This window comes from Sphingosinicella rhizophila (assembly GCF_032378825.1).
Lineage (GTDB): Bacteria > Pseudomonadota > Alphaproteobacteria > Sphingomonadales > Sphingomonadaceae > Allosphingosinicella > Allosphingosinicella rhizophila.
Genome location: NZ_JAVUPU010000010.1, coordinates 15,847 through 27,909 on the forward strand (window position 1 = coordinate 15,847; position 12,063 = coordinate 27,909).

General features: G+C 64.2%; 14 protein-coding genes. 9 read left to right on the top strand and 5 right to left on the bottom strand.

Going from position 1 to position 12,063, the window contains the following annotated elements:
• The first annotated feature begins 118 nt into the window (after nucleotides 1-118).
• Complete coding sequence (locus RQX22_RS16535) at nucleotides 119-1,750, top strand: LCCL domain-containing protein (RefSeq protein ID WP_315727892.1); 1,632 nt, start codon at nucleotides 119-121, stop codon at nucleotides 1,748-1,750.
• A gap of 149 nt (nucleotides 1,751-1,899) precedes the next feature.
• On the opposite strand, the gene RQX22_RS16540 is transcribed toward RQX22_RS16535, so the two are convergent.
• Both RQX22_RS16540 and RQX22_RS16545 read right to left on the bottom strand, forming a co-directional pair.
• Nucleotides 1,900-2,235, bottom strand: a complete 336-nt coding sequence (locus RQX22_RS16540) for an antibiotic biosynthesis monooxygenase family protein (RefSeq protein ID WP_315727894.1) — start codon at nucleotides 2,233-2,235, stop codon at nucleotides 1,900-1,902.
• Nucleotides 2,236-2,326: 91 nt separating this feature from the next.
• Nucleotides 2,327-2,449 carry a hypothetical protein gene (locus RQX22_RS16545; RefSeq protein WP_315727896.1) on the bottom strand — a complete coding sequence of 41 codons (123 nt, stop codon included), beginning with the start codon at nucleotides 2,447-2,449 and terminating at the stop codon, nucleotides 2,327-2,329.
• A gap of 241 nt (nucleotides 2,450-2,690) precedes the next feature.
• On the opposite strand from RQX22_RS16545, the gene RQX22_RS16550 reads away from it, so the two are divergent.
• Together RQX22_RS16550 and RQX22_RS16555 are read left to right on the top strand one after the other, a co-directional pair.
• Complete coding sequence (locus RQX22_RS16550) at nucleotides 2,691-3,086, top strand: hypothetical protein (RefSeq protein ID WP_315727898.1); 396 nt, start codon at nucleotides 2,691-2,693, stop codon at nucleotides 3,084-3,086.
• A 34-nt stretch (nucleotides 3,087-3,120) separates the two neighbouring features.
• On the top strand, nucleotides 3,121-3,489 hold the full coding sequence (locus RQX22_RS16555; RefSeq protein ID WP_315727900.1) for a YbaN family protein: 369 nt from the start codon (nucleotides 3,121-3,123) through the stop codon (nucleotides 3,487-3,489).
• Nucleotides 3,490-3,595: 106 nt separating this feature from the next.
• Here RQX22_RS16555 and RQX22_RS16560 read toward each other — a convergent pair whose 3' ends face one another.
• The gene (locus RQX22_RS16560; RefSeq protein ID WP_315727902.1) at nucleotides 3,596-5,422 is read right to left on the bottom strand and encodes a hypothetical protein; all 1,827 of its coding nucleotides are present in this window, start codon (nucleotides 5,420-5,422) and stop codon (nucleotides 3,596-3,598) included.
• Nucleotides 5,423-5,659: 237 nt separating this feature from the next.
• Nucleotides 5,660-6,073 (bottom strand): group III truncated hemoglobin, encoded by a 414-nt coding sequence (locus RQX22_RS16565; protein ID WP_315727904.1) that lies wholly within the window; start codon nucleotides 6,071-6,073, stop codon nucleotides 5,660-5,662.
• 211 nt (nucleotides 6,074-6,284) lie between these two features.
• Here RQX22_RS16565 and RQX22_RS16570 point away from each other — a divergent pair, with 211 nt between their 5' ends.
• The 3 genes from RQX22_RS16570 to RQX22_RS16580 all read left to right on the top strand — a co-directional run bounded on the left by RQX22_RS16570 (nucleotide 6,285) and on the right by RQX22_RS16580 (nucleotide 8,381).
• Complete coding sequence (locus tag RQX22_RS16570) at nucleotides 6,285-7,151, top strand: CPBP family intramembrane glutamic endopeptidase (protein ID WP_315727905.1); 867 nt, start codon at nucleotides 6,285-6,287, stop codon at nucleotides 7,149-7,151.
• Between the two features lie 88 nt (nucleotides 7,152-7,239).
• Nucleotides 7,240-7,731 (top strand): hypothetical protein, encoded by a 492-nt coding sequence (locus tag RQX22_RS16575; RefSeq protein ID WP_315727907.1) that lies wholly within the window; start codon nucleotides 7,240-7,242, stop codon nucleotides 7,729-7,731.
• Nucleotides 7,732-7,736: 5 nt separating this feature from the next.
• Nucleotides 7,737-8,381 carry a DUF4328 domain-containing protein gene (locus tag RQX22_RS16580; protein ID WP_315727909.1) on the top strand — a complete coding sequence of 215 codons (645 nt, stop codon included), beginning with the start codon at nucleotides 7,737-7,739 and terminating at the stop codon, nucleotides 8,379-8,381.
• A gap of 110 nt (nucleotides 8,382-8,491) precedes the next feature.
• Here the strand turns inward: RQX22_RS16580 and RQX22_RS16585 are convergent, their stop codons facing one another.
• The gene (locus RQX22_RS16585) at nucleotides 8,492-9,427 is read right to left on the bottom strand and encodes a M55 family metallopeptidase (RefSeq protein ID WP_315727911.1); all 936 of its coding nucleotides are present in this window, start codon (nucleotides 9,425-9,427) and stop codon (nucleotides 8,492-8,494) included.
• A 306-nt stretch (nucleotides 9,428-9,733) separates the two neighbouring features.
• Between RQX22_RS16585 and RQX22_RS16590 the strand changes: the two genes are divergently transcribed.
• The 3 genes from RQX22_RS16590 (at nucleotide 9,734) to RQX22_RS16600 (ending at nucleotide 12,045) form a co-directional block, all read left to right on the top strand.
• Nucleotides 9,734-10,861: an alpha/beta hydrolase family protein gene (locus RQX22_RS16590; protein ID WP_315727912.1), complete on the top strand. Its 1,128-nt coding sequence runs from the start codon at nucleotides 9,734-9,736 to the stop codon at nucleotides 10,859-10,861.
• A gap of 63 nt (nucleotides 10,862-10,924) precedes the next feature.
• Nucleotides 10,925-11,362 (top strand): MbcA/ParS/Xre antitoxin family protein, encoded by a 438-nt coding sequence (locus RQX22_RS16595; protein ID WP_315727914.1) that lies wholly within the window; start codon nucleotides 10,925-10,927, stop codon nucleotides 11,360-11,362.
• Entirely contained in the window at nucleotides 11,359-12,045 is a 687-nt protein-coding gene (locus RQX22_RS16600) for an RES family NAD+ phosphorylase (protein ID WP_315727916.1), read from the top strand. The genes RQX22_RS16595 and RQX22_RS16600 overlap by 4 nt, the downstream gene beginning before the upstream one ends.
• Nucleotides 12,046-12,063 lie beyond the last annotated feature (18 nt).

Sequence of the window (12,063 nt, forward strand, 5' to 3'; positions counted from 1 at the left end):
AGAAACGGAAGTCTCCGCGAAGGCTGAGCGCGGGCCCGTCGCGCTCGGCGTTGAGAACCGTGTTTCGTCGACGCCAGCTCGGGGGAGGATGTCCATGGCTCGGACAAAGAGAGGCGAGATGACGTGCCGCCGTCGCAATATGGCGAGGATCACCCTGTTCGTTCCGCTGATTTTCCCCGCCGCAGCTATCGCGCAGCCGGGATTGTCGCGGCCCGTCTATGTCGCGGTTTCGGTTCCGCCGGTGCCGGCCCGTCTCTGCTCCGAAACGGAGAAGAACGAGGTGGTCCGCCGGTTTGCCCAGGAATCGGCGAAGGCGTTCGGCAATCGCGTGGAAGCCGACGAATATGCGATGCGGCTCAGCCAGGAATATGTGCGGCTGACGCAGGCTGGACGAGGAATTCAGCCGGAGCTTCAGGAAGCGCGCAACGCCGCCGCCGTAGAGGTGCGGGAGCGCGCACGCCTTGCCGACGAAGCCCTTGCCAGGCTGGAGGCCGTCGCAGCGCTGAAAGTCGCGGATTGCGGTAGCGGGGGCGATGCCGCTGTCGCGGCGGCTTCGCCGCCAGTCGATCCGGCCCTCGTCGCTGCGGCGGGGCAAGTGCCGACGGCCGCATCCTCGCCGGCGGAGCGACGCCGTGCCGCCGAAGCATTGTTGGCCAGGATCGCGCCGCTCCAGGTGGAATCGGCGGATGCCCGGCGCATTTCCCAGGGGTTGAAGCTGCTGCTCGACCGTGACCAGATCCTGCAGGATGCCGGCCTGGAAGCGGCCATCGCCGCCATAGAGCAGGCGGCGGCCGGTCCCGGCCGGAAGCGGGCATGGCAGGCGCTCGGTGCGGAAGTGCTCGACCGCGCCCGCCATTTTGCGGCGATGATGGCCGCCGGCGATTATGATGCCGAAGATGCAGCGCGGCTCTTGAACATGACCAAATATGCCGCGCAATTGCTGGACGATATCCGCAAGCCCGGAGGTGCCCTGACCGGGGACAATGCCGGCAAGGTCACCCAATTCCTCGCCGCCGCTTATGGCGCGGCTGCAGTCTATCACGGCACCGAGCAGGGCGATGCGCGCGTGATCATGGATGGGGTACGCGACCTCTTCAGCATGTCGCCGATACTGGCCTCGACCGTATGGACGGCGGTCGATGTGCCGGGGGAGGTCGCCGGCGCGATGGTAAACGTCAGCAAGAAAGGCATGGACCAGGCGTCGGAAGCGATGGACGAGATCACCGCCGCCATGGCGGGAGATCCGAACGCGGTCGGCCGCGCTATCGCCATCTCGCGCCAGCTCGAACAGACCCTGTCCGGCGCCAGCTATGGCAAGGCCATGCGGGAGGCGATCACCAGCCGCATCATCGACCGCATCCCGGGCCTTCGTGCCGTGGTGGCCTGGTGGGCGGCCGACGGCCATACACCGGTCGCGGCGGCACGGCCGGTAAGCATGAAGGTGGTCAGCGGCTTCCCATGGCATTGGTCGGCCAGTCATCCGACCGTCAACGACCGCGACATATTCGCCTGCGGCCCCAGCCGCTATCGCAGCACGGTCGGCGTCGACGGCACCGACATCTATGCCGATTCCTCGCCGCTCTGCGTGGCCGCAGTCCATGCCGGCGCCATCGACTGGCGGGGCGGCCGCTTCCGGGTCCGCTTCATGGCTTCGGACGGATCGCCACTGGTCGCCAGCCTGCGTCACGGCATCCAGAGCGGCAGCTATAGCGGCTGGCGTCGCCGGTTCATGGTCGAGCCGGTACGTTGACGGGGTTCGTGTCGTTCGGATTGCCCGTGGTGGACAGGACATGAAACGCGACCAGGAGCCTGGTCGTTCGAGGTGGAAGCGCTTTGCGCTTCCGCCGATGAAGAATTAGGCCCCATTCAAATCATAGTTAAGCCGATGCAGTCCGCCCTTCAGGTGAGCGGTTGGTCAGGCTTCGTCCGGATCAGCAAATCGTCGGTGACATGCATCAGCAGAAGTGGTTCGGCCGCCGTCTCTTCGATCGCATCGACGAAGGCGGCGCGGGTGGCGGGCTCGTCATAAACCATCTTGGCATCGAAGGCGGCGCGCCACGTGGCCTCGTCCGGCCATTCGGCGACCCCCACGAAGCGTCCGTCCGGCGTCCTGTGCAGGCGAGAGCCCAAGCTGCCATATCTGGCATTGATGAGCTCCGTTCCGCGGCGCCAGGCGGCGCGAAACTGCTCCTCCTTGCCAGGCTTCACGCGCCACCAATAGGCCGCCACGAACATGTCTCTCTCCCAGCGACGGAAGGTCGCATTGGAGAGGAAACGCGGCAAGTGCGGGTTGGCTTCTTCCGACGATCATCTGGATCTGCGATTGCTACCCCGCCTTGCGGGCATTGCGCATCGACCAGAGGATAAGACGGGTCAAGAGCAGCAGGCCGCCCCGGCTTTCCATCGTCCGGACCGTCGCTTCCGAATGGGCTGGGTCGCGATATGGCATTTCGAATCCCCCATATAATGTCTTGGCTCCTAACGGCGCGATGTTGCAGGGCCGTGACGGCGGCCAGCCTTGCGGTGCGCTTGCCGATCGACCGGATGAGCCTGCCGCCGCGCGCGCTTCGGCGCGATTTCGCCTTGGGCCTCATCTTGAGGAGAGCCACCCCATTGCGAGCGGATATCATTGGTGCGAATATCGTGGCGACGGACCGGGTGTGCCGGCCCTTCTTCCGGGGGGATGATCCATGAACCGTTATGATCTGCAATTCCTGTTGCTTGCCACCTTGTCGCTGATCGTCGGTGTCGTTCTCGGCATCGTCATGGCTGCGACGCAGGATTTCCAGCTGCGGCCGGTCCACGCCCATATCAACCTGGTCGGCTGGGCCTCGCTCGCCCTGTTCGGTCTCGCCTATCGCGTCTATCCGGTACTCGCGACGCGTCGACTGGCCAGACTCCATCTGCTGCTGTCGGGATCGGCGGCGGTGCTCATGCCGGGCGGTATCACCTTGGCCGTGCTCGTCCGGTCGGAAGCGCTGGCGATGATTGCCTCTGTGCTGTGGCTCGCCGGCGCGATCGTCTTCCTGTTCCAATTGCTGTCGCTCATGTCGGCGCCGGCACAAAGCCCCAGCCCGGCGGAATGAGGCCGAGAGGGATGCCGCCGGCGCGGCAGGTCCGTTGATCTTATTCTATCGACTGTCAGGCCTGGCGGCGCTTGGAACCGGACTGGTCGGCATCTTCGTTCCGCTGCTGCCGACAATTCCCTTCATCCTGCTCGCGGCCTTCTGCTTCGCCCGAAGCCATCCGCTCTGGGAGGCGCGTCTGCTTCGGTCGCGCTTCGGGCCCGCCATCATCGACTGGCGGGAAACGGGCGCGATCAGCCGGAAGGGCAAGGTAGCCGTCTTGTCGGTGTTCGGCTTGAGCGGAACGGCCGGATATCTGTCCCTGGAGGGCTGGCGGGCCCTGTTGCCAGTCCTGGCATGCGCCGTCGGAGCGATCTGGATCCTGACCCGGCCCACCGCCGTTTCGCGCCCTCCTTCGGACTGAACATTCCCTTCGGACTTCGCCGAAGGAAATGTCGAAGCCTGGCTCCATTCAAATGTTCGGACGACGACTCACGCTTCAGATCGATTCAACCTGCAACGATCATGGTCTATCGCGGCCTTTCCCGCCTCTCGCGGCGTTCTTCCGTCCGCGCGGCGCGTTCGGCGGCGCGGGCGGCCTGCGCCTGCTCGCGTGACGCGCGGGCCTGCTCGCGGGCCTGGCTCTGGGCAGCGCGCTGTTCGGACTGCGCCTGCTGCCGCTGTCGCGCCTGCTGCGCTGCGGAACGCTGCTGCTGTTGCTCGGCTTGGGCTGCCCGGCGCTGCTCCGTCTCCGCACGTGCCTGTTGCCGCCGGGCCTGCGCCTGCTCGCGTTCACGCGCCTGGGACGCCTGGCGCTCCGCCCGTTCGCGCGCCTGGTCCTGCTGGCGGGCCTGGGCGCGCGCGGCATTGGCGCGTTCGGTTTGGCGGACGGCTTGCCGTTCGGCCGCTTGCTGCCGGAGTTCGGCCTGGACCTGCTCGCGCTCGCGGCGGGCCGCTTCTGCGCGGTCTTGCTGCTGGCGTGCGGCTTCGCGCTGCTGTCGCGCGTCGACCTGCTGCCGGCGGGCCGTTTCGCGCTGTTGGCGCTGCGCCTGCTGCCGGGCCTCCGCCTGCTGGCGGCGATCCGCCTGGCGCGCGGCTTGCTGCTGGCGGGCAGCCTCCGTGGGACGGGCCTGCCTTCGCTCGGTGGCCCGTTCTTGACGCTGGGCCTTTTGTGCCTGCCGTTCGGCGCGTCGCGCTTCGGCCTGGACACGGGCTTCGTTGGCGCGCGGGTTGCCGGCGCGGATCTGGTCCTGCCGCTGCCGGGCGCTTTCGGCACGTTCGGTCTGGCGCTGCTGGCGGCGATCGGCGAGTGCTTCGCGCCTTTGCTCCGCGCGATCCTGCGCTGCGTTCCGCCGTTCGGCCTGCGCCCTTCGCGCAAGTTGGGCAAGCCGGGTGCGCTCCTCGGCGACCGCGCGGCGGCGGTCGGCTTCGTTGCCGTTAAAGCCGCGCGCGGGCGGTGCGAACCGGCGTTCGTCGCGGGCCCAACGTTCGCTGGTCCAGGCGGCCGGTATGGCGCGGGGCGGCGGAGGCGTCCGGAAATCCTGCTCGCGCCACGTGGCGAAGCGGACCCGGTCGGCGCGGCGGCGCGCCCGTTCCTGCTCCCAATAGCGGGATTGGCGCGCCGCATTGCGCTCGTGATAGGCCTGCCATTCGAGCTGGCGCTCGCGCGCCTGGCGCCAGCGCGATTGCGACTGGAAGATATCGTGCCGGCGTGCATTCCAGGATCCGGCGATCACCGGCCGGCGGTGGCGGGAGGCCCGATACATGTCGCGGCCCCGATAATAATAACGCGAGGCATAGAGCAGCCGCGGCCCGTAATCGTCATAGGGGACGATGCCGCCATAGGAATCGTAGACGATGGCGAGACGGCCATCGTCATAGCCATAGCCATAATAAGGATCGCGGACGAAATAGGGATCATCCTCGCCCGGCCGGTAATAATAATAGCGATAGCCGTCCTCGAGCGGCTCGGCGAAGGCGAGGCTGTCGTCATAGCCCTGCCAGCCCCACGGCTGGACATCGTCATAAGCGAAGCCGTAATCGGGCGGGGCCTCGCCGATCGCATCCGCATAGCCATAAGCATCGTCGGCATAAGCATAATATTCGCCCGGATCCGCCACCCGGACGGCCTGGATCGGATCGACCGCGGGCAGACCTTCCGCGCCCGGCGCGTAGGCGATCGGAGCCGCTTCACCCGGAACCAGCGGCAAGGTGGCGGGAAGGTCCGGCAGGACCGCTGCCTGGCTTTGATCGTCGGCCGAAGGCTGGGACGGATTGCATCCGACAAGCAGCAGGGCCGCCGCCAGGGCTGCGGCTGCGCTACGCCCATAAAGGCGCGAATGGATGGTCCTGATCATGGCGCTTCACTCCTTGTCGCCTCGAATAAGGGCCAGATTGGCACAATGTTCCTGAACTCGTGCTGGCGTCGCGGTTCATCCTGGAGTCCGTCTGCACAAAGAGCAGATTGGGGATCCGAAGTCGCATTCGTCATCCTCTGGCCGCATTGGCGATCAAGGGCTGGGACGTGATTGTCGGGCAGCGGTGAGCGATCAACGAGGAGCTGATGGCGGAGCCTTGTATCGGAATTTCATCGCTTACGATCCGGCCCGGAGGGCTTTGGCCGGGTCGCGGTTGAAAGCGATACCCAGCGAAAGACTTTCGGCGATGCGCGCCGCTCTGTCCTGGAGCGCCGCGGCACTTTCTGCATCGAGCAATTCCTCGGTCGTTTCCTTCCACAAGGCCAGCCAGCGTTCGAAGGACGCGTCGGAAATGGCATCCGCATGCTTGACGTGTGCCGGCACGGGTCTGCCTTTGTACCGCCCGCTGGTAAGCATCACCGAGGACCAGAAGGCCTGAAGCTTTTCAAGGTGCTCCGGCCAGTCCTGGATAGCATGATCGAAGACCGGGCCGATCAGCGGATCGCGCCGGACCTTTGCATAAAAAGCATCGACCAGCGCCTCGAGCGCTTCTTCGCCGATACCGTCATAGATTGGAGTTCCGTCCGTCATGAAGCGGCTGCTAAGCCGATTCGGGGCCGAGGACCAGCAACACGCAAGGTAAAGCTTGGCGTGGAGCGCGCCGCTGGGCGCATTCTCGACAACCCTATCCCACGCCTTCGGTTCGTTTCGCTACTGCGCCGGCTGATGCGTAATTGCATCCTTCCGTTTCGCTTTAAACAGAGATATTATAATTGATCAAACAAAGGGGAGGGAGGAAGGAATGACCGGAACAAAGGCCGCGAGCCTACAAATCGGGGGATTGCGTACATTGGCGGCGCGCCGGCCGCTTACGACATTCCTCCTCGCCGGACTTTTCATCATCTGGCCCGTGGCATGGCTGATCCCGCTCAGCGCACATGATGTCGTGCCCGGCTTCGGCGAATGGCTGCTGTCTCCATTGATCATCCTCTATTTTCTGATCGTCGTGGGGATCATCTGGGCTGCGGAAGGGAAAACAGGCGTTCTCGCCTTCCTGGCGCGCATCGTTCGATGGCGGTTCGGTATCGGCTGGTGGGTGGCGATCGCCGCGGGCCTTCCTGCCCTGGCAATTTGCTTCAATCTCGCCTTGGGCGCTTCTTTCCGGACCGAGGGATTGGGGGAAGTGCTCCTTCGCCAGGCCTGGGCGGCCGTCGTCACCGGCATGCTTCTGGTCAATCTGTGGGAGGAAGCCGTGTGGGCAGGTTTCCTGCAGACCCGCCTCGAACGCACCCGTCGGATCCTGCCGGCGGCATGGCTGGCCGCCATCCCCTTCGTGATCATCCACATCCCGCTTCAGTTCGTCGGGGCGTTCGACCTCGCCAGCGTCGCCATCGGCATATTGGCACTCTTCATATTCGCCTTGTTCTTTCGCCCGATGATGGCTTTCGCCTTGCGGGGCTCCGGCGACAGTCTCTTGGCGGTCGGCCTGTTTCACGCGGTCTTCAACATCACCAGTTCCCCGACCGGTCTTGTTGCCGCACTCACGCCCGGGGTCGATCCGGTGGGGTCCACCTTGTTTGCCACGGTCGTCATGACCGTCGGCATGGGCCTCGCCGTCCGCACGAAATTATCCCGCGCCTACCGTCTCGAAGTCCTGGAGGCGCGCTGACCGCACCTTCGTTGCGCTTCCGAAAAAGGTTGCTTGACTCCGGTCATCGACGGGAATCAGTTGTGCGGGCCGCAGCAGGGGACCGGCCATGAGCACATCGATCGTCGAAGGTGTCGTCGAAGAGGCGAAGCTGAAGCGGGCGCGGGGCGGCATCAGCATCTTCGACCATATCCGCTTTCAGCTGGACGATGGCGGTACCAGGACCATCAACAAGGCGGTGGTGGCGAAGGATGTGGCAGAGAAGCTGACGCCGGGAAGCCGGGGCCGATTCTATCTTTTCACTGCCTTCGACCTGAAGGGCGTGCACGGCGTCCGCAGCGCCGACGGAGCGTCGGTCTACGGATTTCCGGGCAATAATGAGAAAGTGTTCATATTGCTCGGGATCGTCAATATTCTGTGGATCGCGTTCCGCGTCGCCGTGGATGGGCAGGTGCCGTTTCTGGCCGTGGGCCTCATCATTCTCGCAATCGTCGGCTATGTGTTGATGAGCAAGGGCCGCAGGGAAGCCCGCAAGCAGTTCGATGACGACGAAAGCCAGGCGCCAGCCGCCGTGGATACCGCGCCGAGCGTGATCGGCTGATCTTCGTGAACAAGGTCCGTTCCTTTCGCGATCCTGCACGGCTTGCCGCCTGGTCGCGCTCCGTGCTGGTGTTGCAGATCGCGCTGGCGGTATCGGCAATGGCGGTCGCCATGCTGTTCGGGTCCGGTTTCAATGCCGCGGCGGGCGGGAGCGACCTTTACCATCTGATTCAGCTGGTCATGCTGCTGTTCTTCGTCCTCGGGGGCGGGGTCGTGCTGCGCTGGATCTATGTCGCCAATGCCAATGCCCATGCGCTCGGCGCCGAAGGCATGGCGACATCGCCGGCTCTCGCCGTTGGCTGGTATTTCCTTCCGATCGCGAATCTCGTGCTGCCCTACCAGTCGATGCGCGAGATCTGGAAGGCGAGTGGGCCGGAGCGCGACTGGGAAGCAGCACCGTCTTCGCCATGGATCTTCTGGTGGTGGATGTTCTGGTTGCTATCCTGCATCGCGAGCATTCTTTCCAACCGTCTCGCAGAATATTCCTACGAGGAAGACATGCTGCGGATCACGGAGGCGCTGGCGATCCTGTCCGATCTCGCGCTCATTCCGGCCAGCCTGCTGCTGATGAGAATCGTCGGGCGGATCACCGGGATGCAGCGGGTCAGAGTCTTCGGCGCCCGCCGCGAACGGATCGACGGGCGAGGGTAGGTCTGAACGCTGCAGCCGTTTTCGTGACTGGTTGCGCTACCGGCCATGCAGGCCCGTTGCGGTCCCAACTTCGCGGTTTGTCGCCGGACCTGGCGATCTCGATGCAGGCCTCAGGGCTCCAGTTCGACATTGTAACCGCTGGCGAAGCCCAGGATCTTCGCGGCTTCGGAAACCGTCTTGCCCTTGAAACGGACGGTGCGCGGGCCGATCCGCTCGACGATCGGGAGCCAGGACAGCATTTCCGCCGGACGATAATAATGGAAGGTCACGTCGATATTGGCGGGACCTGCGATCTTGAATGGTTTGTAGCTGGAGATGCGGCTTACCGAGCGACGGGCGGCGTCCTTGATCAGCTTGCGGGCGGCGGCGGGCGTCAGGCTCTCCGCCGAATGGAAGCCGATGGCGCGTTTCACCGCCACGCCCTCCGCCTTCAGCGGCGCCAGTTCATCGACGGTTGCGTCGTCGCCGGTGACGAGCAGGATGGGAACGCCATATTCGCCGGCGACGGCGGCGTTGATATAGCCTTCGGCGGCGGGAACGCCGTTCAGCTTGACCTCGGAAAAGCGGGCACTGGAGATGGTGTGGGCGCGTACCCCGCGCATGTTGGACGCGCTGGCATGATAGCCGATGAACATGGCGCCGTCATACCGGCCACGGTCGATCCCCTCCATCATTCCGAACGGCCGGCCCTGCCCGCGGATCAGGGTCACGTCCTCGGGCAGTTCGTCGATCAGGATGTTCTCCATGCCCCCATGAGAATCGACGATGACGAATTCGGTGGCCCCGGCCTCGCGTGCGCCTTCGATCGCCGCCAGGATCTCTCCGACCATGATCTTGCGGGTGGCCGCATAATCATTGCCGTTGCCGATGATCTGGTTCGGGGAGACGGCGCCGGTCAGGCCTTCCATGTCCACCGAGATGTGGATGCGATAGCCCTGAGCCGGCGTCTGGGCGTTCGCCGCGCCTTGGATCGAGCCACCGGCTAGGATTACCGTAAGCGCGAGCAGGAGATGGCGCGCGGATGATTGCAGATTTCGGATCTTCATCTTGTTTCCCCGTTCGAGATCGTTTGATTCGACCCTAAAAGCCAGGCGCCAAATGTCCAGCAGCCAGGCTTCGGAAAGCCCGATTGGGAGAATCTTGGCACGATCGGGATGATTTCCCTTGTGTATTATATTGGTAACACAATAGATCGGAATGGACTCGGAAGCGATGGGCGGTCGCGGCAAAATCGCCCAACTCTCACTGGAATCGCGATTGACCCGGCGGATCTCTTTCGCTATTTAGCTAAACAACGAAACAACTCCGGTGCGCGTGACGACACGGGCCCCGGCCGGCAAAAGGAGCAAGAGGTGAAGAAATTGAAGATTGCGGCATTGGTCATTTCGGCTTCGGCCGTTGCCACCGTGGCTGCTCCGGCGGCGACTTTCGCGCAACAGGCGGCTCCGGCCGCCGCCCCCGCGGTCCGTCCGCAGCATCCGGTCAGGCCTTATCCCTATAAGGAGGTCGAAGCCTCCTATGACAATAAAGCGCGGCCGGGCGTCCATCTGGCGGGCACGCTCACCGTCCCGCAGGGCAAGGGTCCGTTCCCGGCCGTCCTGCTCATCACCGGGTCCGGCCCACAGGACCGGGACGAGACCATCTTCGGCCACAAGCCGTTCCTGGTCCTGTCCGATCATCTGACCCGGCGCGGTATTGCCGTGCTGCGGGTCGACGATCGCGGCATCGGCGGTTCCACCGGCGCCGGGCCGAACGATACCAGCAATGATTTCGCGACGGACGTGCAGGCGGGCATCGACTGGCTGAAGACACGGCCTGAGGTGGACGCAAGCCGGATCGGCCTGGTCGGCCATAGCGAGGGCGGACTGATCGCCCCGATCGTCGCCAAAGACAATCCCGACGTCGCCTTCGCGGTCCTGTGGGCCGGCACCGGGGTCAGCGGCGCCGACGTCATCGTCGAGCAGGTCCGCGCCGTCACTGCTTCGACCGGCGCATCGGCGGAAGCCGTCACCGCCGCCGCCAACCAGCAGAAGGCGCTTGTCGATGCGATCCTGGCCGCCCCGGACCAGGATACGGCCTATCAGTCGGCCCTGCAGATCGTCACCGCGGCAGGCCAGACCGAGGAGCAGGCCGGTCCGGGCATCAAATTCCTGACCGGAGCATGGTTCCGCAATTTCCTCGTCTATGATCCGGCGCCGACACTGAAGGCGCTGGACATACCGGTGCTGGCCTTGCTCGGCGGCAAGGACGTGCAGGTCCTCGCGTCGCAGAACGGACCGGCGATGAAGGCCGCGTTCGCCGGCAATCCAAGGGCCAAAGTGATCGAGCTGCCCAACCTCAACCACCTGTTCCAGAACGCGACTAGCGGAAGTCCGATGGAATATGGCACCATCACGGAAACGATGGATCCCGCCGCGCTCAAGTTGATGGGCGACTGGATCGTCGAAGTGACCGGCGCGGGAGCCAATGCCGGGCAGTGATCACAGCCAAATGAATTGTATTATCCTGATCCGGAGTCTATATGCTCCGGATCAGGAGTTAAAATGGCCTCTGCCGCTTCCTATCCTGCCGGTCGGTTCCGGCCTTCGCCGCTGGTCGATCTCACCGCGAAATCGGACCGCGAGCGGCTGAGTCCTGCCGCGATAAGGACCTTCTTCAACATAATGGAGCATTGGGAGGTCCGCGACGAATATGCGCGGCTGCTTCTGGGCGGGATTTCGAACGGCCCCTATTATGCCATGAAGAAGGATCCGGAACGTGTGCTGGATACCGATCGTCTGCTTCGCATTTCCTATCTGGTCGGCATCTTCAAGGCGCTGAACATCCTTTATTCTAAGAAGCTGGCGGATGCCTGGATGACGCTTCCCAATTCCAATCGGATCTTCGGCGGCCAGACCCCTCTTCAATATGTGGTGAAAGGCGGCCTTCCTGCCCTGCAGACGGTCCGCCGGCTGCTCGACGCCCGCCGTGGCGGGATATGAAGGAACCGCCTGTCCGGCTCATCCGCCAATATGATACGCACAGGCTGATCCCTTCAAAATATGGCGCTGGCGGCGACAGCGTCCTGGTCCGCGTGGCATCGGGCGACGACGACCTCCAGGCGATCTTCGATCTCGATCACGCCACCAACGACCGGCTGCTTGGGGAAAACGACCTGCTGCCCGGCATCGACACGCACGAATTGCTGTTCGCCCTTCCTTATTCCAGCATCGTCAATGCCGCTTTCTGCCATGCCCAACCGCTCGGGAGCCGCTTCAACGGTCCCGACCGTGGGGCATGGTATGCCGCCTTCGAGCTCCATACGGCGCAGGCCGAGGTCGCATTCCACAAGGAAGTGGAGCTGGCGGAAATCGGCTGGATGGAAGAGGCGATCACCTATGACGACTATCTTGCGGACTTCAGCGGTGACTTTCACGATTTGAGGGGAGCTGCGGAATTCGACGCCTGCCTGAATCCCCTTTCCTATGTCGCCGGCCAGGATCTAGCCGAGCAATTGCTTGCCGCCGGATCCCTGGGCATTGCCTATCCCAGTGTCAGGTCGAAAAAGGGCAGCTGCCTGGCCTGTTTCCGTCCGGCGCTCGTCACCAACGTGCGCAAGGCATCGACCTGGCGGTTTTCGTGGGATCTGAATGGCAGGCGCGTGGTCGAAGAGGCGACGGTCTGAATAGGACGCCCGAAAGCC